Origin of the sequence: Ensifer sp. LC163 (genome assembly GCF_001695855.1) — a bacterium.
GTDB lineage: Bacteria > Pseudomonadota > Alphaproteobacteria > Rhizobiales > Rhizobiaceae > Ensifer.
In genome coordinates this window covers 19,215-45,447 of the sequence record NZ_MBSS01000030.1, presented here as the reverse complement: position 1 = coordinate 45,447, position 26,233 = coordinate 19,215, and the positions used below count along the sequence as shown (strand labels likewise).

Genomic DNA, 26,233 nt, shown 5'->3' with positions numbered 1-26,233 from the left:
CATGGAAATCCGCGCGAAATCGACGTATAATTACATTTAATTCTTTTGCCCCACATGGAGTAACCAACCAATGCTGCAAGAACAAAAAGGCTTTGAAGAGCGCTTATTGAACTGGGCTATGACGACTTGGTTCCGGTGTTTAGGGCCGCAGTGCAGCAAGGTGCACAAGCCATGCTTGGCGTACACAGCACAGCTGTGCTGGCCGCCCTTGCAGGCTTTGGATTGCCCGAAGTGCCGGTGACGAAGAGCACGCAACGCGTTCGGAGGAAGCGGCGGAAGAAAACAACGGCCTTTTAACGGCTTGCGCTCTTTTAACGCACCTTTGCCACGACCTGGGCGGCTTATGATGGCATTCGATAAAACACTAATGGGTGAACAACATGTTCAGCCGATATCACCACAATGCTCCCGAAAGGCGATCGTCAGCCGCACTCCCTATCAGCGTCCTACTCCTCCTGATATGCGCCATCTTCGTCTACTTGGCGATCGGTGTGCTGCTGGACGAAGAAACCCAGACGGTCGTATACACGCCGCAGATAACGGATACGAACTCGCCGCGCCAATGACATCCAGCAGCGGTTCTGCTTGACGCTGGGCCAACGGTCGCTCGATCCGGCGTTGATGGAAGACTCGTTTTATCGTTAAAAATCAAATACTTAACGAATGTTGTGCGCAGCGATGCGGGGCCGCAGACGGACAAAATCGATGGCCTCCCCTCGATTGGCGCACGTTCAAAGGCTGGAATGTGCCACATTGCGCGTTGCGCGCGCCTTTTTTCAAGATTGCACGATCGCGGGAAAAGTTGGAATGCAACTAATCTGCCCCACGGGAACCAAATCCACAATCGCCCGTTATAGGGGGAGAAGCACGACCGACGCGAGCGTGACCGGCTTTGATGAGGAAGTTTCCCCAGCAGGGCATGAGAAGCGCGGGAAGTTGCCCACTTCCCGTAAGCCCTTGCCACTGAGCAGGGATGCGCGATGAGACCCATTCGTATCCCTGCCGTTGTTTTTCCGTCTGGTCAAGCGCTGCGAGGCAGCGATAAGAGGACATGGCATCCTTTGGTCGGCACTGCCGCCCTTTGTTTTCAGCATGTTAGCGGGGACGGATGCTCGGTGGCTGCGAAGCACAGCGCCTTCATACCCACCCTCCTTTTCATGCCATTTTTCAGGAGGCTATCTCGGCAAGAAAAACATCGCCTTATCCACCACCGGCCAGCCCTGCAACGCACAAGCATGGCCGCCAGAAAAAGTGCCCCCCTTTCCAGCCCCCCCCCTGCCATGCCCCCTTGGGGGAGTGGGTTATGCTTGGCTGTCCAAGGGCTAGGGGATCTCACTCTGGCTGGTTTGTAAGGAGAATGAATTGTAGGACATTGGTGCGTTGGTTCACTCGGCGTGTTCCCGTGGGTGATCGAAGTGGCTAAGCTCCTGCTCCTCGTGAGTGGTTGTTTCGACGATCACATTGCGGACGCCAATCTTTTCGTTTCGGCTTCCAGCTTCTGCGATCGCTTTGAACAGCTCTCCATCATCTCGAAACGATGCTTGGCGATCGGCATCCTTGGTCCAGCACCACCGAGCGTGATGATAGTCATGCGTGAGGTACCAAGTGACCTTACCCGTTAGGGGGAAATAGGAGCGAGCACGATAGGTTGTGGCTTTGGGCTGGCAGCGGTTGTTGATGGCGTTCATGGTGTTACCCCCTAGCGCCTAACTCTGGGCTTCCACATGAAGCCTCTTCGAATGGCATCCTCAAGGTTGAGTACTTGGAGCGTATCGTCCGCTAACTCAGCGGACAGTCCTACGGCAAGCTGATGGTCGACCGTAGCTGGCCTCCCGGTGAACACGTCGAACACCGTTGAAGTCCCATCCAGTTCACGCCTTAGGTCATATCGCTTCGTGATCACAGTCATGCCTCCCTTTGAAATGCTTCTTTCGGCGTCTGAGCAGATCATCTCCTCCAATGATCAAGAAAGAGGCAGCTTAGGGGACAGCCGACACGTTCGCAGCAACAATCCGCCAGCCAGATTGTAGGGGGAATGCGCAAGTTTCTTGCTGCGGGCGCGAAATGTTCCGGTGCGTTCCTAGATGGTTCACAACCAAACCCCTGATTTCTGCAGGTTATTTCAGCCATTTGACTAGCCGATGTCCTCGATATGTTCTTGTGGTAAATTTATTGTTAGGAATATTGAATGGACACAATGCTTTGTAAGTGATGCATCGCTGTTAAATTGTGGCGAGTCGCGCCATGCGCGAATGGCTCACAATCCACCGCAGGGCCCACCGATGCACTTTTTTCGGCGCATGATGCCCAACACCGGCCCCACCGGTTAGTCGAATATGTTTGCCGTCTCGATTAAAGTTCCTGGATCGCAACGGGAAGACAAGAAAATGTCCTTGGTTCAGAACGGCAGAGCCCGCTTAGCGCTGGCCTTGCCTCGTCATAGAGGGCACCTGCGTTCTGTCAAAAGCCACGAGTTGGATGACCTTTTCGAAAGCTACGCGTTAGCCGCCAAGAAGCTCGATGACCTCCGAAGGGAGGTTCCTCGACAGGAAGAGCTGATCCTCGAATATCAGAGTTTATGCCTCGATATGCAGGCTGACGTGGTGGCGCTGCTCGAACGGCCTAATCGGTGAAGTGGGTTAGACCCACCTGTCATGGGTGCGAGTTTTGTGGGATTTTTGCATATGCAATCATGAACTGAATTAATATTTGCTTACAATTCAATAAATTGCACGATGTCGATCCTGCGCCCGGATCCCGAGCCAGTAGTGACGCAAGGACATCGCCGCGAAGCGCGTCATGCATCATGTCGGCCTGCATGTGATTGCGAAGCGACTGGGCGTCTTGCGTCACCACCTCGACATTTTGCGTAAGCCTGCTTGCGGCCCCAAGGCCCGCCGCCGCGCCACCGCCTGCGACAACAAATACTGCAATACCAACAAAGATCACTTTATGATGTATAGTTTTCATCGACGTAATTTCCTCCACCCCGCCGATAAAAGTATTGGTTACAATTTAAGCATTGATTAAATCACACCTCACTCAACCCCTTTCATTTCGCATTGTCCGTGAAGCATTTCCGCAATATCGTTACTTGGTTACATTCTGGCCTGACCGCCACCGCCAAGGTTGAAGTCGGGCCGTCCTGACGGGCTAGATGTTGGCTTCGGGAGCCAGTGGTTGGCAATTCAGGGATGAGTGCGGACACACGGGCGGCGTCGAGAGCATGGCGTTCCTTTCCCGATACATAACCTTGCGTCGGGAACTGCAAGGAACGATTGTCACGCCGATCGGCTCACCCCGCGCCTCCACATTTCACGGTAGATCGTGGAGCGTCCGAGACCGAGTTGCTTTGCCGCCTCGGTCGGGGTGCTTCCTGTCGCGATGAGCTCGATGGCGGCATCGACCTTTTTCATGTCGAGCGGCTGACGTCCGGGGCGTCTTCCCTTCGCCTTGCCGGCCGCCACACCGTCTTTGGTTCGTTCCGAGATCAGCCTGCGTTCGAAATCAGCGATGGCGCCGAACACCTGGAAGATCAGTTCGCCAGCGGCAGAGGAGGTGTCGATCTTCTCCTCGAGGCTGAGAAGAGCAATCTGGCGCTCGCGAAGGATCGTCACCGTTTCCAGCAATTCCGCAAGCGAACGGCCGAGGCGATCGAGCCTGACGACCGCAAGCGTGTCATCGGCGCGCGCATATGCCAGCAACTCCGCCAAGCCCGGCCGGTCGATGTTTCTCCCGGATTTGACGTCGGTGAAGACCTTGATGGCGCCAACCCGCTCGAGACGCAGGGTCTGACCGGCGGCATCCTGGTCGCCGGGCGAGACGCGGGTGTAGCCGATAATAGTTCCCATGAATGGGTCTCCGAAATGACCGTGCTGTGGATGGTCGTGACCAGACCTGTCACATTTGGAAGATCTGTCCACTGAATACGTCTCCCCACGCGAGCGTGTCCACAGATTGAGTGGGCCTTTTGTGGACGGTAAGACGTGGCGGGAGGTGCACCGACGCTTGCATCGGGCTGTCGCCGGAAGCTGCGTTCGATATTTCCTGGTCGATTTTCATCGCCGCCACGCCGTTCTTGGCGATCCTTGGGCGGCATTGATCAGAACCGATGCGCCCAGTTCAGCACTCCGAACGCAATGGATCTCGATCGTTGTGCGACGAGCCTGTTCCAAGCGGCGCAGCGACGCTCGACGATGGCGTCGCAGGATGTGAAGGCCCAGCTTGAGGGCCAGTCGCCGCGCAGGAACTTCCAGACATATTCGACCGGGTTCAGTCCGGAGAAACGTGGCGGCAGGACCGCAAGGTGATGTTTTCCGGCGCAACCAGCTTGGCCGATGAATGCCTACGTGATTGGTCTGGTCGAGGACCGCGTGCGCATCGGAATCGACCTCGCCGCCGACGTCCGGAAGATGTGCGTTCATGGCGCGCGCGTCGCACCGCCTGATCCGCGGCTCACGTGCCGGCGCTCGGGTGCGAGGAGCAGCGGATTGTTCACAAACCGCGACGACACCCGGAAATGGCGGGTGGCGATGGCCGCGAACCGTAACAATATCGGACACCCGATCTACTCGTGCGCATCTTCGCAATCGGCTTCGGCGGTGAAATAGCGCGAGGCCGCCTCGGTGCGGTTGCGCACGTTCATCTTCTGATAGATGTTGCGGACGTGAACCTTCACGGTGTTTTCGGACAGCCCGAGCCGCGCGGCGATGACCTTGTTCTGCGTGCCCATGCAGATCAGATCGAGAATTTGCACCTCTCGGGTCGTCAATCCATCGAGACCGGCCTCGCGCCGACGCCGCCCCTGGTTGGCAAAGACGGTGCCATCGGACGTTTCGGCTTGCCGAGCGGAAGCGCTGGTCGAGGTGAACGGCTCCGGCGGCAGCCGTCGCAGCAGCGCAGAGGGGAAGTGCTCGCCTCCCTTCATCAGCAGGTCGATCGCCGCGAGGCAAACATCCAAGCGCAGGTTCAGGGGCAGAACGCCATGGATCGACTTCTGTTCAACGAAGCTGGCGATCGACAGGTCGATTTCATCGGCATCGTTTACCAACAGGCCGATGGACGCTTCGGGGTGGAACTCGTGAATTGTTCGCAGAATGCTTGGAACGGTCTTCGACGATATGCGGTAAAGCATGATCAACGTGACCTCGCCGAGTTTGCCGTCCAGCAAGTTGTCGCGATCGGAGTATCCGACGACGTCGTGCTCGGGAAACCGTTTGCCGACCGCCCGAATGAACGACTCCGCAAACAGATCAAACCTGGCAAGCACGACGATCTTTTTCTTGTGCGACAAAGCCTTGTGGCTGTCTTCAAAATCGCCCGTGCTAGAGCATTCCGCCATTCCCCCTCCCTCCGCTTTCCCGTCTATTTTTATGGTGTACAGCCTAGTTCGACGCGAGGTGAGAGTTTTCTGGGCAATCCACGGCGAGCCAATCGGAAAGGCAGGCCAAATCAAACGAGTATTCCATATCGTGATGGCGCATCACCAGTCTGCTACCGTCTCGCCGGATCAACTCGCCTGCAAAACAGCGGATTTCATCCGCATCATCAACCACTTCCACCACGTATCTCAACGGGAATACATCCATTAGTTGATTGGATTCAGAGTGTTACAGACAGCATTGATCAGCAATCTTGAATGAGGCTTACGTCTCCGTGTGACGCTCGGCCTGCTGCCGGATCAGCGGCCACTTAGAAGAACAGGCGTGGGTTTCGGTTCTTCAATTGCCGACAATCGTCAATCGAGTTTTGCGCCACCTTCGCCAGGGTGGTGATCTGATCCTACATGGAATGTTGACCCCTCGAAGACGGTGCGCCTGCGAGGCCACTGCCGCGGCCAGAAGCTCACCCCGCGGCCAGAAGTTCACCATGGAATGCAGATCTTCAGTGCCGGACTGCGATGCTTCGGCCTGACGACGTCATGGATCACCGATCCACACCATGAACCGCATCGCCTTTGACAAGGATATCGAGACCCAGCTTGCTGCAACGCTGGTGCCCGGCGATGGTCGAGACAGCCTCACCGTCCATAGTAGCGCCAGGCACGCACTGCGGAACCCGTGATGTCCCGCCGGAACGGCGGTTGCGGTGACTTCAGGCAATCGGCTGGCCTGTTTTGGGGTACCCCGATGCGTGGTTGGGCGCTCGACCCGAATACCATTGGAGTGAAAGCGACCCGACAGGCTCACGGCTAGCGCAGCGGCAGCAGGAAATCACAAGCGTACCGTCGCCATCGTGCCAATCAACGCAACCAGTTCCGACTGGCGTCGGACGCCAGTTTTGTCGAAGATGGAGGAAGCTGTGTCCGGACCGTTCGTAGCCGACCCCCTTGCTCTCCGCAGCCGAGCGCAAAGTAATGCCCTTGCTCAAAAGGATTGCCAAGGAGACCTCCGCCGGGGGAGCCTTAAGGCTCGTGCCAACAGCACCGTGTCAGACACAGCACGCGGGTTCAAAGTGCTAGGTATTGCCGATGTTTCGGTCGGCGCTCGGCCTCCCCAGACCCGGAAATTGATCGACCTCCGCAAGCATCCCGGCTTTCTTGATAAAACGCCGGAAATTCTCCCTCGCGGCACCGAGCGGAAACCGGCCAATGGCGGCATCCCGGCAGGCTTTCAACAGCGTCTCATGAGCGAGATCTCTTCGCTGTTCCGGCCATTGGTTTAGGAAATCGAAGACTTCATCGAGAGACGTGATCTTCTCGATGAATTGTTTGCGTTGAACATACACAGCATGTCCAAAAGGCATTGCGGCCATCTCGCCCTCCCCTTCACGGCTCCTCCAAAACGGAAACTAAGCAACGAGTGTGACGCGTTCAAGTCAGCCTATTGGGCTACAAAAGCCGTCGGCTGTGTCGCCGTCGCCCGGCAACAAGATGTCCGGAGCATCCTTCCTCACCGTCAACTGCTGCCAACGCACCTTTCAACCGGTGTTTGTTGTCGTAGCGAGTAGCAGGTTTCAGTCCCGATAGCTGTTTTTGCGTGTTCCGGTGATGCCGGACGGTGATTCCAATCTGAAGCCGAACAGTCGGCGTGCCCCTGGGTCGTGCGGATTTTTGACCTGAACCCATTTCGCGATCAAACTAGGGTTGTTTGGTCTGTGGTCACGGCTTTCTGTTTTCGCATACTCTCGCCGGAGGGCTCGATGCGGCATGGTTTGACGTAGCCTGATGGAATCAGCCGCACCTCATGGCCAGCCTCCCTCGGCATTCCCGCCCAGCAGTGATGCGCTGTCGCGCAGACTTCCATGCCGATCAGGCAAGGAGCAGGCTTCTCGAAGAATGGCTGCATCTGCCCGCGTCGCAGCGACTGCGCAGGACGACCTGCCAATCGGTGTCAACACAGTGAAGCTGGAAAACACTCTTTGCGCCGAGATTCCCTCGCAAATCGGTGGCAGCGATAGAGCGGATCTCGGGCGACGCGGGTCATGCTGCAGCATCACACAGTCTGTTCGCCGGTCCGTTAACGTCACGGTGCCCACAGCATGCCACAGCGATGCCAGGAGCGGAGGCCGTCTACCTCATCACTCCAGACATGACTGCAGCTGACCCGCAAAGCTCAAACGTCGTCCAAGAGCACAGCGTCAAACGGGCGCGAATCAAACACGACTTCACCGGAAGCGGTCGTCTATTTGTGCTGGTGATGAGACCCGCCTTGTGTGGGGTGGAGATGCGATTCCTCGGGCTGGGCCCGCAATTCTTCTATCTGAACCGTTCTGCTGGCCAGATACGAGATGAGGTCCGATGCGTCGCTCGCCGACAGGCCGAGATTCGGCATGCGGACGCCTTTGTATTTCGCGTCGAGGTCGGCGAGGATTGGGTCTCTATTTGCGCGCAGTCTGGCCGGGTTCATGATCATTTCCACCAGCCACTTGGGGTCACGCCGGTCCGTGACGCCGAGCAGATCGGGGCCGATATGGTCGGTTACGCCCACTGTGTGGCAAGGTGCACAGATCTTCTTGAACAGGACCTGCCCCGGTTCGCGGCCGATTGTCAGGCCATGTGGATTATGGTCTGCTGCCAAGGCATCCTGCCGAACGTGACGACGATCCCGCCAGTCCGGGTCCATGTCGCGGATGGCAAGCTCCAGGTTCTCGATGTCCGCGAACGGCGAGTTTCTTGTCCATTCGCCAGTTTTGTCGTTGCCAAGAACGATTTCGTTGCGGTGCTGGGTCGCCACATCGCTCTTGTTGCCAAGCTTTGAATTGATGGCACGAATGTCGGCTGGCTTCCCCGTGATGAATGTCCAGCCAGGGCCGGTGTAAAAGGCGTTGGCGAAGGTTCTCAGTTTGTCCGGCGTGTCGTTTTCGGGGTCGACCGTGATCGACAGCACGAAAATGTCCTTGCCGATTTCGTCTCTCAGCCTGTCCACCACCTGGGCGATACGCGCTGTCGTCAGCGGGCAGAGGTCCGTGCAGCTGGTGAAGATGAAGCTGATGAGGACGATCCTGTCCTTGATCAGATCGTCATAGAATTTCACCTTCTTGCCATCTTGAGTGACGACTTTGACGTTTGGAAAATAGTCCTTTCCCCACCGTGAACTCTTTGCGGCCGGCTCGCCGGTATTCGACAGTAAAATTGTGATGACTGCTGCAAAAATCATGGACCAGCGCTTCATTTGGACCCTCCGTGCAGTGGCGCCGCCGACGCGAACACGCTCGAACTTCGTGCCACGATGGCCAACGGCCGTTGCTCATTGCTGACGATAAGGCGCTTTGCCATCGTTTCACGGTTTAACAGTGTCTTCGAGCTGCGCTGCCTGCATCGGCTGGCTGTCCTGCCAGCCCTTGGGCGCGCCTTCGGGCAAGATTTCCGGCGCGGTGAAAATGACGCCGTCCGGAGTGGGATTGGGGGTCGGGGTCACCGCGGTCTGAGGTGTGCCCGCGACACCGGTCAGCAGTTGAATGCGTGCCAACATCGCGAAGTCCTCATGAATGGTGTTATGGCAATGGTTGACGTAGGCGCCGCCGAATTCGCCAAACTGCACCTGGAAGGTGACGCTGCCGTTTTCGCCCAGGCGCCAGACGTCCTTTCGCTGGAAAGCCTCGGTGGCTGCAAGCTTCAGTCCTGTCCGCGAAATGGTGACGCCCTCCTCGAAGTGCAGGTGAATAGGGTGATCCCATCCGCCGCCGCCGTTCTTGTAGGTCCAGTGCTCGACCTCGCCGGCTTTTGGAATGAGCAACGAAATCCTGTTGGCGTTCATTGAGTGGGAGGACTCGCCATTGATGCGAATGGTCCAGGGAAAATTGACGTATTCGCCACAATCCGGAATGCACCCGTCGGGCCCGCGGGAATCCCCTTCTCCCGACCTGCCGAACTCGACGAGCCTCGTGCGCACCGGCGTGACGATCGGTATTTGTTCGGTCAATTTGGGCGGAACGCGGCTGACGTCCGGGTCCGTGGCGCGGTGGATGACGCCGGGCACATCGACACTTTCGACGGCGCCGACCACGCGAAACTCAAGCATCGGCCCGACGACCGGATCCTTGGAAAGGCCCTTGATAGCCGTTGCCAGGCTGAGCTCTTCCTTCGGCCCGCGACCATCGTCATGGAGGATCTGATTGACGACCCGTATCTTGTCGCCGATCCGGAAGCCGGAAAAGTCGACGATGATGTCGTAGCGCTCCGCCATGCCCTGCACCGGAAGCGACGTCAAGGTCAGGGGGGTGACCACAAGGTTTCCGTCATTGGCGATGAACTTGATCGGGACAGGATTTCCCTTGGCATCGGCCAGGGCAAGCTTCAGGAAGCGTGACATGCAGGCGTTCAGGATGCGGAAGCGATATTTTCGCGGCAACACTTCGAAGAATGGCGCATAGCCAAAATTGACCAGTGGCACGTCCCCAACCATTCCGTCCGTATCGAAAATATCGAAGAAGAGCTGGCCAGAAGCGTCGCATACACAGTCGGAAAAGATCAGATTGACGTCGAAGTCGATGTTGCCCCAACCCAGAAGCTTGCCGCTGGGCAGCCGCAGATTGACGCCGTCGGAAAGCTCCTCGTTGCCGCGGTCGGGGCCGCTGTAATAGTTGATGGCACCGAGATTGCCCTTGTAGACGTTCTCCGCGGTGAAGAAGAAGCGGTGATCGTGCGCCCACATGCTGCCTTGTAGCTCGCGGAAGTCTCCGGGAACGTTAACAAGGCCGGTGCTGTCGTCAGGACCCGACGCCCGCCGATCGGTGGCCTGTGTGTTGATCTTGTCGCGTCGGGCAAGCGTCGTGCTCCAGCGGTAGTCGTAGAACGTGCCTGGGAAGTGGTGCACATTCGCTGCGCCATCGCTTTCGGCGCCATTGTGCGCATTGTGAAAGTGAAGCTGGGTTTCGTTGCGGCCAAAGCCGTTGTTCTCCGCCCGGTTGACGGGCAGGTCGTTGTAGACGCGGGTGATGATGGGTTCGCCGTAGCGGCCCTTGATCAGGAACGGAGGCAGGGTGCATTCACCGGTCCTACCGGCGCCATAACTCCAGACGCTGTTTGGCTGCTGCACCGGGAAGTTGTCATGGAAGTATCCGCTGCCGGTTTGGGTAATCTGGCCGAGCCTCATGATGTAACCCACTTTGGGGAAGTACTCGTCCCAGCGTTGGTGCGCGAAGATCTCTCCCGGCGGGCGGCCCTCGATCGGGCCACGATAGGTCCTGGGATTGATGAATTGCCTGTTTGTCGGATCGGCCGAAAAATCGGTGTGGTAGGACAATCGTTTCGCCGGCCGTTCGGCCAGCTGCGCGGGAAACGCGGCGTGACCCTCTGAAGTGCGCGTCATCGGCACGGGATTGAGCAGATGCAGACGATGCATGGGTTGGGAGAATTTCTTGACGCCGAACAGCGGCGTTCGCGGCGCCCCGGTCGGCACCGCCGCATAGGCGCTCGTCGCAAACGGACTGAGCCCATTTTTCATGGCGAGCATTCCGCTGGCCGTGAAGATGCCCCATCGCAACAGCTCACGACGTGTCACCTGTTCCTGATTGATTGCCCGCGCGATCTCGGCACGGTTATCCCGTGCGAGCTGCGCTTCTCTCTGTCGCGCCCGCGACGCGTCGTTAGAAATGTACATTTAATCCGCCCCTATCAAATGTAGTTCATGGTCCTCCGATCTTAATATTTCTGAGAATACGCATTAACACTTGCAACCACAATGATTAGATCAGACCTTAGTCTTATGATTGTTCCGACTTAGATCGAGCGAAATTTTACAAAGAGTAATTTTTACCGTTGTCCTCCGTTGAGGATTTCCGACATTCTTTTATAGTTGCCTTGAGCTTAGTATTCGATCCGGCTTTATCGCTAGGGTTGAGTTCTCGCCCGTCTGCAGCACTCCAGTGGTGGTGAATGGCTATACCGAGGTTCGGGTATCGGGCTATCGACCAGTCCGGACACATACTCGAGGGGTATCTGGACGCGGCTTCAAGCGCGGCGCGCAGGAACCGGGCCGACAGATCTTCGGTCAGTTCCGGACGAAATTCGACGCGGTTGAATGCGGCGCGATCCAGCTTGTGAAACGGCAATAGCGTCGGCAAGCAGCTCTCCCGACAAAAGCCCGGTTTCCCAGAGGCCCGTATAGTTCGAGGGCGCATCGGCAAGAAGCCGCTCCAGGGACGGCCTCTCTGCCAGCCCGATCAGGTCATCCTTCGTCAACAGATAGCGAATGAACTGCGTTACAGTCTTTGCCGTATTCATCCGTCCCGCCGCCGTATGTCTCAGCACTGCCCCGCTTGTTCGACCGCCATCTTTGGTGGCTTGCGACATTGACGGCCGTTAGATGCCGGCCCTTGGGATCATAGGCCGTTATCCCCAGGAACCGTGATGGAGGAGGTGGATTAGCCGCTGATAATAACAGTGATGCTTTGCAGAAATGCTAGGCTTCGCCATGGGTGAAGCGAGAATCAGTCGTGGTGAAATGAGACTTGGCAGGACAGTTCTTCGGACGGCTTTGTTTTTCGGTGTCTGTCTGCTGGCCATGGGCTGTGTCGCTCCGGAAGAGGGTCGATTGGGGAACGACGTCGACTCGATCCTTGGCTCGGTGACAAGCGCGGACCTGCAGGCGCGCACACTCAGAAATGGTGGTAATTCGACGATGGGCTATGCGTCTGCCGGATCGGCAGACGCCCGCCAGCCGGCGATCTATTCAAGCTCTCGCCTCGGGGTTGTCGCCGCTCCAGGTGGCGGGGAAGGCGCAAGCGGCGATAGCGTCAATCTGAATTTTCAGGGGGCCGAGCTTCGTGACGTCGTGCAAGCCATCCTTGGCGATACGCTTGGCCAGACTTACACGATCGATCCAACGGTAAGCGGGACGGTGACGCTGTCGAGCGCGCGGCCGGTTCCTCGTGACGACCTGATGTCCATTCTCGAAACGCTGCTTGAAATGAATGGTGCCGATCTGGTTCGGCGCGGCAGTGCCTTTCAGATCGTCGAGGCTGGATCTTCGGTTGCCGGCCAGGTCAGCATGAAAGGTCGCCCGACGGGCTTTGGCATTACGGTCGTGCCGCTGAAGTATGTTTCGGCGCAGGCGCTTTCGCGACTCGTCGACGGCTTCGGCGCGCGTCCGGGCTCGCTGCGAATTGACACCACGCGTAACGCGATTCTGATCGCCGGCAGCGGGCCGGATCGCGAAGCGGCGCTGGAGACGGTGACGGCATTCGACGTCGACTGGATGAAGGATCAGTCGGTGGCAGTCCTGCCGCTCCAGCATGCCCGTCCCGAAGCCGTCATTCCCGAGCTTGAGCGGATTTTCGCCAGCAAAGGCGGCAATGGCGACAACGTCATACAGTTCATGTCGATGCCGCGGCTGCGTGCAGTCCTGGCGGTTTCGCAGAACCGCGCGCTCACGGAACGCGCCCACACCTGGGTCCGCCGTCTCGACCGGGAGAACCCTGATCTCGGGCAAAGCGTTCATGTCTATCGCGTCAAATATCGCGACGCGACGAAGATTGCCGAACTTCTGCAGCGCCTGTTTGCGGCCAACGAAGAGGCTGAAACCGAAGAGCAGGCGGCTCCCGATGAAGCGGCGACGCAGGAGCCAACGGCCACCGGCGAAGATGTCGTCGACATCGACCCGGCGCGCTTCGGCGCTCCTTTGGAACCGGAGCTTGGGGCCGAGCCGGTTCGCATCCGCTCAGATCCATCCAACAATTCGATCGTGATCTACGCCGATCTCGAGATGCGCAAGCGAGTGCTTGCCGCCCTGACGCGGATCGACGTTCCCCAGCTCCAGGTCGCGATCAGCGTGACGATGGCGGAGGTTCGGCTCACCGACGAACTGCGCTTCGGCGTCCAGTATTTCGTGAAGAGCAAATCGGTCGGTCTGGGCACCGACAACGGATCGTTCGGTCTGTTCAAGGTTCTGGCCGACAACGTCGCCCGCGAGGTTCCCGGCTTCAACTTCGTCCTGGGTTCGGAAAGCAGCCCGGATGTGATCATCAGTGCGCTGGATAAGATCACCGACGTTCAGATACTGTCGTCGCCGTCGCTGGTGGTGGTCGAGAACGAAGTCGCGCGCTTCCAGGTCGGCGATCAGATCCCGATCATTACACGTACGGTTGTGCCCGTCGAAACCCCCGATGCGCCGGTCAGCAACCAGGTGGAATACCGGGACACCGGCATCATCATGAACGTGCGCCCGAGGATCGCCGAGAACGGCGTAGTGGCGATGAGAATCGACCAGGAAATATCGAACGCAACCAATGGCGACAGCCTGACGCCGGTCATCTCCAACAGAAGCATTTCGAGTTCGGTATCGGTCCTCGACGGCCAGACGGTTCTGCTTGGCGGCTTGATCAGCGAAACGCAGGAGCGCGGCAAAGACGGCATTCCATTCCTCAGCCGCCTGAAGCACGTCGGTAGCCTGTTCGGCAGCAAAAACCGGTCGAATGCGCGAACCGAGCTGCTGATCATGATCAGGCCGATGGTCATCCGCGATTCACGCGATGCGCAGAGCGTTGCCGAGGAGCTGCAGGGGCGGATGTGGGGCATGGGCTCGAAAGCATTGAAGTAGTGCTGCTTTCCAAGCACATTGGCCCGGACTTACTTCCGGTCGTCGTCGCGACCGTGGCTGCGCTCGTGGTTGGGCTCGCAACCCTCGAAGCGGCACGAATATTTCTGTCGGTGCTCCTTGCTGGCTGCATGACAGCTATCACGCTTCAGGATTGGCGAAGCCTCAGGGTTTCGGATTTTACGAATGCGATGGTCGCCGTTATCGGTATCACAGCATGGTTCGTTGGCGTCGATCCGGTGGGAGTGGCGACGTCGCGAACTCTCCTTCAGATCGCCCGCGATGCCACACTGACCGGCGGGGCATTGCTGTTGGTGCGAGAGTTCTATTTCAGGCTCCGCGGTGTCGAGGGGTTAGGACTGGGCGATATCAAACTCGGCGCTGCTGCAGGTATTTGGATCGGCTGGGAAAATTTTGCGTTGGTTGTTTTTTGTGCAACGTTGGGCGCGCTTTTGTTCGTACTGGGTTCGACGATGAAGCACGGTCATTGGCCGGCAGGGCGACGCATTCCTTACGCCTCGTTTCTAGCCCCGGCAGTTTGGGGCGCATGGTACTTAGCCCAGGTCTTTAGGTAAATTGTCGCCTGCGTGTCCTGGCGCTTGTCGCGTTTAATTGGCCTCATATCCGGCAGTCTTGGAGTCGTTGCGGCATTATCCACGCCGGAGAGGTTGCAGATGTCGCCGAGTGTCTGGGCGATGGCGTCAAAACTTCGGGCGGCTCGATTTCGATCTCAGCGACGAGGGCGGCAGCGTCCGTCTCAGGATCACAGCACGGGAAGCGGCTCTCGACGCCACCGATACGCTCTTCGCTCACTTCGCCCCCACCGTCCCGATCCAGCAAGCAGGGTGTCTTCGCGCGACACCTTGCCGATCTGCTGCGCAGTCGCTGAGAGTTGCCGCTATGGCAATGATACCTTTTCCGAAACGGCAGCATGGAAATATTTTATGCCGATTCGGAATAAGACAATTGACTTTGTGCCGGTTCGGAAAATAAGCTGTTGGTTAGATAAGCCTGAGGAGCAGCTGGTGACGAACCGAGACGATCTGGACGAGCTCGACCGAACGGTCATTTCCATGCTGACCGAGGATGGGCGGCTTTCCGCATCGGAAATCGCCGCGCGCATCGGCAATGTTTCCGAACGCACGGTGCGTAACCGCATCGCCGCGCTCCTGCAGAACCGGCACATCGTTATCGGCGCCATTCCCGATCCAACGGCCATCGGCCGTGACGTTCAGGCAGAGCTGTTGATCGAGGTCGAGCCGGGCAAGGCCGATGAGGTCGCAGCCGAACTCGGCGAGTATGACGAGGTCGGATATCTCGCGGCGATCACCGGGCGCTACGCGCTCGCTGCTTCGGTCTTTTTCGATACCAATGCCGAACTCTTCGAATTCACCGAGGGCACTGTCGGCAAGATCCCCGGGGTGCACCGGGTCGTCACCAACATGATCCTACGGATGTACAAGATCTACGGCACTCGCACGACGGCGCTGAGCCAGCGCGAGCCGTCGGCAAACGGAGCGGGGCGCCGCGCCAGGAGGACTAAATGACGGAGCGTTTGCGCATTGGCGTGGATGTCGGAGGAACGAACACGGACGCGGCGCTGCTGCGGGGCAACGAAGTTCTTGCGACGGTGAAGACGGCGACGACGGAGAATGTCACCGATGGCGTCTCGGGCGCGATCCGGTCGGTGCTTTCGGCTGCGGGCATCCCTGGTGATCAGGTCGGCGCAGTGATGATCGGCACGACGCATTTTCTCAATGCCTTGGTCGAGCGCCGCCGCCTGCAGCGCACCGGCGTGCTGAGGCTCTGTGGCTCTTCCACGCGGGCACTGCCTCCGATGATCGACTGGCCCGAAGATCTCAGGCTTGTCGTTGATGGCGGCGCCGCACTTGTCGGCGGCGGCGTGAACTACGATGGTTCGGCGATCGCATCGCTCGACGCCGATGCGATCCGGCAGGCCTGCCGCGACTGGCGCGACCGCGGTATCAGCGCAATTGCCATTTGCTCGGTGTTTGCACTGGTTGACTCCCGTATGGAGCAGGAGGCGGCTGCAATCGTCTCCGAGGAATTGCCCGGCGCCTCAATCAGCCTGTCCCACCGCATTGGCCGCACCGGGCTTTTGCAGCGTGAGAGCGCCGCGATCCTCAATGCCAGCCTCCACCGCATCGGGCATGAGACAATCGCGGCCTTTCGCCAGGCCTTCGGCGAGCTCGGACTGTCCTGCCCACTCTACCTCACCCAGAATGACGGCACGTTGATGTCGGCGGACTATGCAGAGCGCTTTCCCGTCTTCACCATCGCTTCCGGCCCGACCAATTCCATGCGCGGTGCGGCTTTCCTTACCGGCCTGAAAGATGCCGTCGTCATCGATATCGGCGGCACGACGACAGATATCGGCATGCTGATCGGCGGCTTCCCGCGCAGCCGCGGCGAGGGTGCATCGATTGCCGGCGTACCAACCAATTTCCGGGTGCCGGACGTGTTCTCCTTCGGCCTCGGGGGCGGCAGCCTCGTGCGTGACGAGGGTGGATTGCGCATCGGGCCAGAGTCTGTTGGCTTCCGTCTGCCGGAAAAGGCGCTCTGCTTTGGCGGGGACACTTTGACGGCGACCGATGTCGCCGCTGCCGCCGGGCTCGTCGATCTTGGCGACAAGACGCGACTGAAACATCTCGACGGCGCAATGGTGGCGGCTGCGCTTGCCAAGATGAAAAGCGATGTCGAGGCCGTTGTCGACCAGATGAAGCCGGGGCCTGAGCCCATTCCGGCGATCCTTGTCGGCGGCGGCTCGGTGCTGGTCGATGGCCTCTTGGAGGGAACGAGCGTCTCGTTGCGGCCCGACCACTTCGGTTCGGCAAACGCCATCGGTGCAGCGATCGCCCAGGTCTCCGGAGAAGTCGACAACATCGTGTCGCTTGATGGCCAGTCGCGACAGGCGGCGCTTGATGGCGTTATCGCCGAGGCGCGCCGGCGTGCTGTCGAAGCAGGGGCGGCAGAAGCAACCGTGACGCTCGCCGAAATCGATGAAACGCCGCTCTCCTATCTGCCCGGCAATGCCATGCGGATCGCGGCCAAGGTGGTAGGGGATCTCAGCCCATGAAGTTCTGGAACTTGCAGGAAACCGATATCGACCGGATCGCGCTTGGTGCCGGCATCCTCGGCACCGGTGGCGGCGGCAGCCCCTATCTCGGCGCGCTGATGGCCAAGGCGCAACTTCGGCAGGGGCGCCAAATCAGGGTGGTCCGCCCGGCCGACCTGGCGCCGGATTCCATGATATTGGCGCTTGGCGGCATCGGTGCGCCGACCGTCGGCATCGAAAAGATGGAAGAGGGCGACGAAGGCATACGGGTGCTGCGCTCGATCGAAGCGCTGATCGGCCGCCAGATCGACGCCGTCATCGCCGATGAGATCGGCGGGGCCAATGGCATCTCGCCGATGATCACCGCGGCAAAACTCGACATCCCGGTCGTCGATGCCGACGGCATGGGGCGCGCCTTTCCCGAAGTGCAGATGACCACGTTCTTCATCAACGGCCATCCCTCTGCACCCTCTGCACTCGCCGATGCCTCCGGAAATGTGCTCGTCGTCACCGAAGCGACCAGCCCGGAAATGCTGGAAAAGCTGATGCGTGCCGGAACGATTGCGATGGGGTGCACAGCGCATATGTGCACGGCGCCGATGACCGGTGATTTCGTCCGCCGTTTCGGCGTTCCGCACACAGTGAGCCAGGCTTGGCGGCTCGGCGATGCCGTCCTTGCAGCGCGCGCTGCCAAGACGGACCCGGTGGCTGCCGTGCTGAACCAGGAAGGCGGAACGCTGCTCCTGCAGGGCAAGGTCATCGATATCGGTCGCAAGATCGAGGGCGGCTTCGTGCGCGGGCGGATGACGATCGCCGGACTGGGTCAGTTCTCGGGCCGTTCGGTCGAGGTCGATATTCAGAACGAATATCTGGTCGCACGCGAGGACGGGCGGACTTTGGCAATGGTCCCCGACCTGATCTGCATGGTCGACAGTGAAACGGGGCGGCCGATCGCCACGGAAGAGCAGCGCTACGGTCTGCGTGTCAGCGTCTTCGCGATCCCGTCGCCGGCGCTGTTGCGCACCGAGCGGGCGCTTGCGTCCGTCGGCCCGCGTGCTTTCGGCTACGGGTTTGATTTTGAGCCGTTGGGCAAGCCGAACATGGCCGAGCCCGTGCATGCCTATGTCAACGACAAACAGATGGAGCGCGAAACCTCTTCGGCTCCCGTGGGAGCACTGTGATGAACCGTCGTGATCTGCTGAAAACTGCTGGTTTTGCCGCTTTTGCCTTCGGTGCCGGGGTGCCTGCCTTGCGTGGGCGCCAGGCGATGGCCGCCGATGGCACGTCGATCTTCACGCTCGCCTATCCCGCGGGCTTTCCCGATCTCGACCCCGCCACCTCGTTTTCGAATGACGGTGCTGTGCTGGCCAATACCTACGAAACCCTGACGCGCTACATTCCCGCACGCGACGGTGTCGAGGCCAAGGTGGAGCCTTTGCTGGCCGAAAGCTGGCAGTCCTCGCCGGACGGCCTGACCTGGACATTCCGCCTGCGCCCCGGCATCAAGTTCCATGATGGGGCGGAGCTGACCGCGCAGGCGGTAAAAGCCTCGATCGAACGGACCAAGAAGATAGCCGGCGGCGCCTCCTTCATCTGGGCGCCGGTCGAGACGATCGAGACGCCGGATGCCGCAACAGTGATCATGCGTCTCAAGACGGCGCAGCCAATGGACATAACCGCGGCAGCCGGCTTTGCCGCCTGGATCTATAGCCCCGCCTCGATCGACAAGGACAATGCCTGGTTCAACGCCGGCAACAGCGCCGGCACCGGCCCTTACAAGATCGAATCCTACGAGCCCGGCCAACGCGCGATCCTCACCCGCAACGAAGGTTACTGGGGCGGGTGGCAGCAGGGCGCCTTCGACAAGGTGGTCTTCGAGGTCATCGAAGATGTGGTGCTGGCGCAGAACAAGCTCGAAAGCGGAGAGGCCGACTGGACCTTCGGCATTCCCTACGACAATCTCGAAAGCCTGAAGGAACGCCCGGAACTGGCCGTCGTGGCGAACCCGTCCTTCGAAACGCTGGTGGGCATGTACAACACGCGCCGTGCTCCACTCGACAACGTCAAGGTCCGCCAGGCGCTGTCCATCGCATTTCCCTATGACGACGTCATCGCCGCCGGAACCGCTGGCCTTGGCGCCCGTGCCAAGGGGGTCATTCCGCCTGGTATCTGGGGGCACGATGCGGAGGCGCCGATCCCGGTAACGGACATCGAGAAGGCACGGGCATTGCTGGCGGAAGCCGGCATTGCCGAAGGCGGACTGGAGCTGACGCTCACCTATGCGACCGGCGACGCGCTCGAGGCGCTGGCCGGCGAACTCTGGAAGGCCAATCTCGAGCAGTTGGGCATTACGCTGACGCTGCAGCCGATGGCCTGGGAGGCGCAATGGCAACTGGCCAAGGCCGATCCCGCGGCGGGGCAGGATATCTTCCTCATGTACTGGTGGCCGACCTTCGTCACGCCCTACGATTACCTGTTCAATCTCTTCCATTCCGAGACGGCGCCGAATTTCAACCTCGGCTATTACGCCAATGCGGAATTCGACAAGCTGATTGATGAGGCCAACACACGATCGGCGACCGACAGGCACGCTGCGGAGGCGTCCTTCAAAAAGGCGCAGCGCATCCTGATCGACGAGGCAGCTGCCGTCTTTGTCGTCGACAAGCCGAATGTTCACATCATTCGCGCCGATATCAAGAACTACGCCGACAACCCGGCCTATGGCCATGTGACCTTCGTCCACGAACTGAGCCGCTGAGGCGGGGAGCGAGGCGTCATGCACCTGATGCGTTATTTGTTGCGAAGGTTGGTTCTCTCGGTCTTCGTCGTGCTCGGTGTCACTCTGCTGGTCTTCGTCGTGGCCCAGGTGGTGCCCTCCGATCCGGCGGCACTTTATGCCGGTCCTCGGCCGACGGCTGAACAGATCGAGACGGCGCGCAGGGTGCTGGCGCTCGATGCGCCGCTGCATGAACGCTTCTTCTCCTTCGCCGCCAGAATGGCTACCGGAGAATTCGGCGCTTCCTACAAGACGCGGCGGTTGATCGCCGATGACTTGTCCGTCTTTCTACCGGCGACGCTGGAACTCGCTGTCTTCTCCACTGTGCTGGCGCTGCTGATCGGCGTGCCAGCCGGTGTGCTGACGGCAGCCGGGCGCGGCGGGCTGCTCGATCGGCTGGGCGGACTAAGCTCGATTGCCGCTGTGGCGATGCCCACCTTCTTCCTGGCCATGCTTCTGCAGGCTTTCTTTGCGCAGTGGCTCGGCATCCTGCCGCTTTCGGGCCGACTGTCAAAGGAGTTCGCGGTGCTTGCGCCGCTGCCAACCGTCACTGGCTTCAACCTGGTGGATTCGCTCCTGGCCGGGCGCCCCGCGGCGTTCTTCGATACCGTGTCGCATCTCGTGTTGCCGGCATTGACCCTTGCCAGCTATCCCGCTGGTGTGGCCATGCGGCTCACTCGATCGGCCATGATCGAGATCCTGCAGCGACGGCACATCGTGGCCGCGCGTGCGCTCGGCCTGTCGGGGTCGCGCATCCTCTTTGGACACGCGCTGCCGAACGCCATGGGGCCCGCGCTGACGGTTGTCGGCTTGAGTTTTGCCTATGCGCTGACTGGAGCCGTGCTGGTCGAGATCATCTTCGCCTGGCCCGGCCTTGGCCGCTATGTCTCCGAGGCGATCCTGTCCAAAGACTTTCCGGTGATCGCGGCGGCAACCCTGGTGGTGACGATCTGCTATGTCGCGATGAACCTCCTGATCGACCTTGCACAGGCGATCTTTGATCCGAGGGTGGCCCTATGATGCGCAGTCTTTTCAAGCGGCTGGGCTGGGCCGGCTCCATCAGCCTCGGGATCATCGTCTTCTGTTTTCTCCTGGCGATCCTTGCACCTGTGGTCGCGCCCTTTCCGGCGCAGGGCATGGGCACGCCCAATATCACCGACAAGCTGATGCCGCCGTCGGCCGAGCATTGGTTGGGTACCGATCATCTCGGGCGCGACATGGTCAGCCGGGTCATCTATGGCGCTCGTGTCTCCTTGACGACAGGCATGTTGATCGTTGCCCTTTCGCTGGCAATCGGGCTGCCTGTCGGCCTGTTGGCGGGCTATTTCGGCGGGTGGATCGATGATGCGCTGATGCGCGTCACCGATGTCTTCCTGGCTTTCCCGGCGCTTTTGCTCGCGGTTCTCATGGCGGCGGCAATGGGAGCGGGCATGGTCAACTCGACCGTTGCTGTCGCTGTCACCTGGTGGCCGTGGTATGCGCGGCTGGCGCGTGCCGAAGTCCTCGTCCTGCGCGGCCAGCCCTATGTCGAGGCGGCAAGGGTGATGGGGGTCTCTCATGGCACGATCATCCTGCGTCACATCTTGCCGAGCACCAGCCGACCGCTCGCCGTGCAGGCGGCGCTCGATTTCGGTCCGGCACTCCTGACGGCGTCAGCGCTGTCATTTCTTGGTCTTGGCATCCTGCCGCCGACGGCCGACTGGGGGCAGATGGTCAACGCCGGTCGCTCCTTCTTTCCGCTGCGCTGGTGGTACGCCGCTGCCCCGGGCGTGACCATCTTCGTGCTTGCGCTTGCTTTTTCGGTGCTGGGAGACGCGCTGCGCGGCGACGATGGAGGGCTGGGCGATGCCGCTCGTTGAAATCAAGGACCTGTCGATCCGCTTTGGCAGCCTCCACAATCCCATCCATGCTGTTCGTCACGTCGACCTGACGATCGAGCGCGGGACGATCCATGGCTTGATCGGGGAATCCGGCTGCGGCAAGACCATTTCCGGCATGGCGCTGCTCGGTCTGTTGCCGCAAAGTGCGCGCGTTTCGGCCGACGTCTTTCGCTTCGACGGCCTCAATCTTCTCGATGTCGCCAAAAGCCTGCGCGGTCGGCGCATTGCCATGATTTCGCAGGACCCTGCCGCAGCTCTCAACCCGGTGCTGCGGATCGGCAGGCAAATGGATGATGTGCTCAAGAGCCACAGCGGCCTGCCGCGCTTCCAGCGGCGCGCAGCGGCCGAGGAATTGCTGGCGGCGACCGGTCTTCCGGATCCGCGGCGGGTCCTGAAGAGCTATCCGCATCAGCTTTCGGGCGGCATGCAGCAGCGTGTGGTCATCGCGCAGGCGCTTGCGACCGGCGCCGACTTCATCATCGCCGACGAGCCGACGACTGCGCTCGACGTGACGGTCGGCGCGCAGGTGCTGGCGCTGCTGAAGCGGCTTGTTCGCGAGCGTGCACTGACGGTGTTGATGATCACGCACGACATGGACGTCGTTGTCGAATGTTGCGACAGCGCCACCGTGCTTTATGCCGGCCATACGGTGGAGACAGGACGCACGAGCGAACTCTTGGCGACGCCATGCCATCCCTACACCCGGGCCCTGCTCGCGGCACTGCCGGATGCGGTGGCCAAAGGCGAGAAGCTGGCGTCGATCGAAGGCCACATTCCACCTCCCTTTGCCGTGATCCAGGGCTGTGCTTTCGCGCCGCGTTGCGCAAGCGCCTTGCCGATCTGTCGCGAGGCGAAGCCACCGCAGCGGGGCGATGGGCAGCATTGTTGGACATGCCACCTGGAGCCCCACCATGGATGAGCCGTTGCTACAGATACGCGATCTCGTGGTGCGCTATCGCCGAACGGGCTTTTTCTCGGCCCCGCCGCCACCGGCTGTCAACGCAATTAGCCTCGAACTGGCGAGCGGCAGCACGCTTGGTCTCGTCGGTGAATCCGGCTCGGGCAAGAGCAGTCTGCTGCGGGCCATCCTGCGGCTTGTCCCGGTCGAAAGCGGCACCATCCGGCTCGACGGCGACGACTGGCTGGCTTTGCCGGAACAGGTCTTGCGCGAGCGCCGCCGCGCGATCGGCGTCGTTGCGCAAAACCCCTTCCTCTCCCTTAGTCCGCGGCTGACCATCGCGGAAATCCTGGCGGAACCTATGACGGCACAAGGCCGTGTCCCTGCCCAGGAGCTGCGTGAGCGTGCAGCCGACATGCTCGAACGTTGTGGGCTGCCCGGCACTTTCCTCACCCGTCGGGCGCGGGAACTTTCAGGTGGGCAGGCACAGCGTGTCGCCATCGCGCGAGCGTTGGTGCTGCAGCCCAAGCTCCTCATTCTCGACGAGCCGACCTCGGCACTCGACATTTCCGTGCAGGCCCAGATCCTCAACCTTCTGGCCGACCTCAAGCAGGAGTTGGGGCTGTCGATGTTGTTCGTCACGCACAATCTCAAGGTTGTCCGCCATGTTTCCGATACGCTGGTCGTCATGCGGAGCGGTCGGGTCGTCGAAGCCGGCTCGACCGAACAGATATCGTTTGCACCAGCGGAGGAGTACACGCGCCAGCTGATGGGATATGGGGGCAATCTGCGCGATAGGTCCAGATGATGGAAGTCACCGCGCTGCCGACGGCGGTGCCGGCGAAAGCTAGATCAAGGTGTCGTGGTGCGGTTATTGGTGCACATGCTGCAGCACCGGCCCAAGTTCTGACTTGCGTGCGGGCGGAGGACCGTGATCCGCGAAGCGTCGGCGGGGAGAAATCGCGCCGTGGTCACTCGGGCAACCCCGCCCGGCGCAGGCCATCGGCGAACCGCGCAAAATCCTCCGAGCGATGGATCGGAAGCCAGTCCTTGAGGTTGGAGATGCGCAAGGATGGGTCGAGCGTGCGCAGGCGCTGCATCGCCTGCCGCGCTTCCTCTTGTCTTCCCGCAAGCGCTTGGCTCGACGCCAACAGGGCGGCTGCGACCAGCAGGCTCGGCAAGTTCCCGAGCGCCTTTTCCGCCCAGGCAGAGGCGGAATCGAAGCGCCCGGCAAAAAAATGCGCGAGAGACGTCGCGGCCTGCATGCGAAACATCTCCGGATCCAACGGGCTCAGGCGAACGGCATGCGCTAGATCCTCGATCGCGCTCCCCGTTTCACCACGGAAAACGCGCAGCGCCGCGCCGAGGAACCAGGCGGGGGCAAAATTGGGATTGAGCAGCCGCGCCCTGTCGATGAGCGCGATGCCGCCGTCAAGATCGCCGGCAAGATGCCCGAGCGCGTGCCCGCCTCGCGTCAGCGCCACCGCATCATCCCGGCCAAGTTCCACGGCCAGCCGCGCCAGCCGCACGCCTTCGGCGATCTCGCGGGGTCGGTCGACCATCCAGCCGTTCAGCTTGCGCCAGAAATAACACCAGGCCGCCCCGCCATAGGCTGATGCAAATTCGGGGTCGAGCTCGATTGCCTTGTAGAACAGGGTGCGTGCCGTCTCGATCGCTTCGTGGGTGCCGATATGCAGCTTTGCCATGGCGCGCAGGTAGTAGTCGTAGGCATCCAGGCTTTCCGTCGGCTTGCGCTTGGCGCGCTCGATTTCCGCCCGTTCGAGTTGCGGCGAGATCGCGCCGACGACGCTTGCCGAAATCTGATCCTGAAGTTCGAAGATGTTGTCGAGCGTGCCCTCGAAGCGCTCTGCCCACAGATGCGCGCCGGTCGTGGCGTCGATCAGTTGCCCGGTGATGCGCACCTGGTTGCCGGCCTTGCGCAGGCTGCCTTCGAGCACATAGCGCACGCCCAGTTCCCGGCCGACTTCCTTCACATCCACCGCTCGGCCCTTGTAGGTAAAGCTCGAATTGCGCGCGATGACGAACAGCCAGCGGATGCGCGACAACGCCGTGATGATGTCTTCGACCACGCCGTCGGCAAAATACTCCTGCTCCGGATCGCCGCTCAGGTTCTGGAACGGCAGGACGGTCATGGATGGCTTGTCCGGAAGTACCAGCGCAGACGGTTGCTCCTTCAATCTGTCGGAGGCGTCTTCAGTGGCGCCAGCCCCGCCAGGCTGGCGTGCCTGTCCGGTCTCATCGACCGCGATGTCGCCCACGAAGCGGAAGCCCTTGCGCGCGATCGTGCGAACCAGGCGCTGCTCCTCGCCGCTGTCTCCGATGGCCTTGCGAACCGCGTTGATGTGGCTGGTGATCGTCGATTCCGAGACCACCCGGCCGCCCCACACCGCCTCCAGCAGGTCGTCCTTGCTGACGACCCGGTTGCGGTTCGCCACCAGGTGCAGCAGAAGGTCGAAGACCTGCGGTCCAACGCCCACGACTTGCCCGCGCAAGGTCAGTTCCCTGCGCTCCTGATCGAGCACGTAGTCTCCAAACATGAACCGCAAGGCCGGCATCCCTGACCGCGCGCCACCGGCTCCCGGCCGAGGCAACTGACGAAAAATATCTGACATCGATGGCGAACGCCTGGCCCGCCCACCCGCCCGCAAGGGCGTCGGCCAGGCAGGCGTCTTGGACATATATTCAAGCATCCTCCAAGGGCAATTCAAGCCTGCCTCAAGGACTTCTCGCATACCCGCAGGTACTCTCCATTTGCATAGACGGCAATGGTTGCGGTCGGGAAAAGCGGAGAAAACCCATGAAGATCGTCGTCATCGGAGGCACCGGCCTCATCGGATCGAAACTTGTGAAGAACCTGCGCGAGCGCGGTCATGACGTGCTCGCAGCCGCCCCCAACACGGGCGTGAATACCATTACCCGCGAGGGCCTCGCGGGAGCGATGGATGGAGCCGAGATCGTTGTCGACGTGGCGAATGCGCCAGTTTGGGAAGACAAGGCCGTGCTGGAGTTTTTCGAGACCTCTGGTCGTAACCTGCTGGCGGCCGAAGCCGCGGCGGGCGTTCGCCATCACATCACCCTGTCGATCGTCGGCAGCGAGAGGCTTCCGGACAACGGCTACTTCCGAGCGAAGATCGCGCAGGAAAACCTCATCAAGGCGTCCGGCATTCCCTACACCATCCTGCGCGCCACGCAGTTCTTCGAGTTTGTCGACGGCATTGCGCAATCGGCCACCGTCGATGGCGAGATCCGCCTGTCGCCGGCGCTCTTCCAGCCGATCGCGTCCGACGACGTGGCGGCCGCGCTCACCGATGTCGCACTCGCACCGCCGGTCAACGGCACGGTCGAAGTCGCCGGCCCGGAGGCTGTTCCGCTCGATGAACTGGTGAGGCGCTTCCTGAAGGCAAAGTGCGACACGCGCAAGGTCGTGCCCGACGTTCACGCACGCTACTTCGGCGCCGTGCTCGACGATCAGTCGCTGACACCAGGCGAAAAACCGCGCCTCGGCAGGATCCGCTTCGATGACTGGCTCGGCCAGCAAGCCGCACACTGAGGCTTGCGCGGACAAAACAGAAGAGCCTCGCCCGGGACCGGGCGCCACTTCCCGAT

22 protein-coding genes and 1 pseudogene are annotated in these 26,233 nt (G+C 60.6%); 13 read left to right on the top strand and 10 right to left on the bottom strand.

Going from position 1 to position 26,233, the window contains the following annotated elements; translation table 11 throughout:
• The first annotated feature begins 380 nt into the window (after positions 1–380).
• Positions 381–566: a hypothetical protein gene (locus BC360_RS32815; RefSeq protein ID WP_065796936.1), complete on the top strand. Its 186-nt coding sequence runs from the start codon at positions 381–383 to the stop codon at positions 564–566.
• Positions 567–1,385: 819 nt separating this feature from the next.
• Here the strand turns inward: BC360_RS32815 and BC360_RS22065 are convergent.
• Complete coding sequence (locus BC360_RS22065) at positions 1,386–1,688, bottom strand: hypothetical protein (protein ID WP_065796935.1); 303 nt, start codon at positions 1,686–1,688, stop codon at positions 1,386–1,388.
• 648 nt (positions 1,689–2,336) lie between these two features.
• Here BC360_RS22065 and BC360_RS22055 point away from each other — a divergent pair.
• Positions 2,337–2,633, top strand: coding sequence for a hypothetical protein (locus BC360_RS22055; RefSeq protein WP_244512858.1), 297 nt, complete (start codon positions 2,337–2,339; stop codon positions 2,631–2,633).
• A 19-nt stretch (positions 2,634–2,652) separates the two neighbouring features.
• On the opposite strand, the gene BC360_RS22050 is transcribed toward BC360_RS22055, so the two are convergent.
• The 8 genes and pseudogenes from BC360_RS22050 to BC360_RS32560 form a co-directional block, all read right to left on the bottom strand.
• Entirely contained in the window at positions 2,653–2,970 is a 318-nt protein-coding gene (locus BC360_RS22050; protein ID WP_065796934.1) for a hypothetical protein, read from the bottom strand.
• Positions 2,971–3,281: 311 nt separating this feature from the next.
• Positions 3,282–3,851, bottom strand: coding sequence for a recombinase family protein (locus tag BC360_RS22045; protein ID WP_065796933.1), 570 nt, complete (start codon positions 3,849–3,851; stop codon positions 3,282–3,284).
• Between the two features lie 716 nt (positions 3,852–4,567).
• Positions 4,568–5,341 carry a helix-turn-helix transcriptional regulator gene (locus tag BC360_RS22040; protein WP_065796932.1) on the bottom strand — a complete coding sequence of 258 codons (774 nt, stop codon included), beginning with the start codon at positions 5,339–5,341 and terminating at the stop codon, positions 4,568–4,570.
• Positions 5,342–6,456: 1,115 nt separating this feature from the next.
• Positions 6,457–6,744, bottom strand: coding sequence for a DUF982 domain-containing protein (locus BC360_RS22035; RefSeq protein ID WP_413813764.1), 288 nt, complete (start codon positions 6,742–6,744; stop codon positions 6,457–6,459).
• A gap of 404 nt (positions 6,745–7,148) precedes the next feature.
• Positions 7,149–7,396: pseudogene (locus BC360_RS32810) on the bottom strand (hypothetical protein); the annotation flags it as partial.
• Between the two features lie 226 nt (positions 7,397–7,622).
• Positions 7,623–8,612, bottom strand: coding sequence for an SCO family protein (locus BC360_RS22030; protein WP_065796930.1), 990 nt, complete (start codon positions 8,610–8,612; stop codon positions 7,623–7,625).
• Positions 8,613–8,720: 108 nt separating this feature from the next.
• Positions 8,721–11,042 (bottom strand): multicopper oxidase family protein, encoded by a 2,322-nt coding sequence (locus BC360_RS22025; protein ID WP_065796929.1) that lies wholly within the window; start codon positions 11,040–11,042, stop codon positions 8,721–8,723.
• A gap of 136 nt (positions 11,043–11,178) precedes the next feature.
• The gene (locus BC360_RS32560) at positions 11,179–11,505 is read right to left on the bottom strand and encodes a hypothetical protein (protein WP_139110152.1); all 327 of its coding nucleotides are present in this window, start codon (positions 11,503–11,505) and stop codon (positions 11,179–11,181) included.
• Between the two features lie 470 nt (positions 11,506–11,975).
• On the opposite strand from BC360_RS32560, the gene gspD reads away from it, so the two are divergent.
• From gspD to BC360_RS21970, 10 genes are all read left to right on the top strand, one after another.
• Positions 11,976–13,979 carry a type II secretion system secretin GspD gene (gene gspD / locus BC360_RS22015; RefSeq protein WP_244512856.1) on the top strand — a complete coding sequence of 668 codons (2,004 nt, stop codon included), beginning with the start codon at positions 11,976–11,978 and terminating at the stop codon, positions 13,977–13,979.
• Positions 13,979–14,551: a prepilin peptidase gene (locus BC360_RS22010; RefSeq protein ID WP_244512853.1), complete on the top strand. Its 573-nt coding sequence runs from the start codon at positions 13,979–13,981 to the stop codon at positions 14,549–14,551. Before gspD ends, BC360_RS22010 begins: the two co-directional genes overlap by 1 nt.
• 450 nt (positions 14,552–15,001) lie before the next feature.
• Positions 15,002–15,523 (top strand): Lrp/AsnC family transcriptional regulator, encoded by a 522-nt coding sequence (locus BC360_RS32210; RefSeq protein ID WP_065781808.1) that lies wholly within the window; start codon positions 15,002–15,004, stop codon positions 15,521–15,523.
• Entirely contained in the window at positions 15,520–17,073 is a 1,554-nt protein-coding gene (locus BC360_RS22000) for a hydantoinase/oxoprolinase N-terminal domain-containing protein (RefSeq protein WP_065796926.1), read from the top strand. The genes BC360_RS32210 and BC360_RS22000 overlap by 4 nt, the downstream gene beginning before the upstream one ends.
• Complete coding sequence (locus tag BC360_RS21995) at positions 17,070–18,233, top strand: DUF917 domain-containing protein (protein ID WP_065781804.1); 1,164 nt, start codon at positions 17,070–17,072, stop codon at positions 18,231–18,233. Before BC360_RS22000 ends, BC360_RS21995 begins: the two co-directional genes overlap by 4 nt.
• Positions 18,233–19,810 carry an ABC transporter substrate-binding protein gene (locus BC360_RS21990; protein WP_065796925.1) on the top strand — a complete coding sequence of 526 codons (1,578 nt, stop codon included), beginning with the start codon at positions 18,233–18,235 and terminating at the stop codon, positions 19,808–19,810. Before BC360_RS21995 ends, BC360_RS21990 begins: the two co-directional genes overlap by 1 nt.
• An 18-nt stretch (positions 19,811–19,828) precedes the next feature.
• The gene (locus BC360_RS21985; RefSeq protein ID WP_083222684.1) at positions 19,829–20,848 is read left to right on the top strand and encodes an ABC transporter permease; all 1,020 of its coding nucleotides are present in this window, start codon (positions 19,829–19,831) and stop codon (positions 20,846–20,848) included.
• Complete coding sequence (locus BC360_RS21980; protein WP_065781799.1) at positions 20,845–21,687, top strand: ABC transporter permease; 843 nt, start codon at positions 20,845–20,847, stop codon at positions 21,685–21,687. Before BC360_RS21985 ends, BC360_RS21980 begins: the two co-directional genes overlap by 4 nt.
• Complete coding sequence (locus BC360_RS21975) at positions 21,674–22,627, top strand: ABC transporter ATP-binding protein (protein WP_065796951.1); 954 nt, start codon at positions 21,674–21,676, stop codon at positions 22,625–22,627. Before BC360_RS21980 ends, BC360_RS21975 begins: the two co-directional genes overlap by 14 nt.
• Positions 22,620–23,414, top strand: a complete 795-nt coding sequence (locus tag BC360_RS21970) for an ABC transporter ATP-binding protein (protein ID WP_065796924.1) — start codon at positions 22,620–22,622, stop codon at positions 23,412–23,414. The genes BC360_RS21975 and BC360_RS21970 overlap by 8 nt, the downstream gene beginning before the upstream one ends.
• Before the next feature lie 163 nt (positions 23,415–23,577).
• Here the strand turns inward: BC360_RS21970 and BC360_RS21965 are convergent, their stop codons facing one another.
• The gene (locus BC360_RS21965; protein WP_065796950.1) at positions 23,578–25,173 is read right to left on the bottom strand and encodes a winged helix-turn-helix domain-containing tetratricopeptide repeat protein; all 1,596 of its coding nucleotides are present in this window, start codon (positions 25,171–25,173) and stop codon (positions 23,578–23,580) included.
• 251 nt (positions 25,174–25,424) lie between these two features.
• Between BC360_RS21965 and BC360_RS21960 the strand changes: the two genes are divergently transcribed.
• On the top strand, positions 25,425–26,177 hold the full coding sequence (locus BC360_RS21960; protein ID WP_065796923.1) for an SDR family oxidoreductase: 753 nt from the start codon (positions 25,425–25,427) through the stop codon (positions 26,175–26,177).
• Positions 26,178–26,233: the final 56 nt, after the last annotated feature.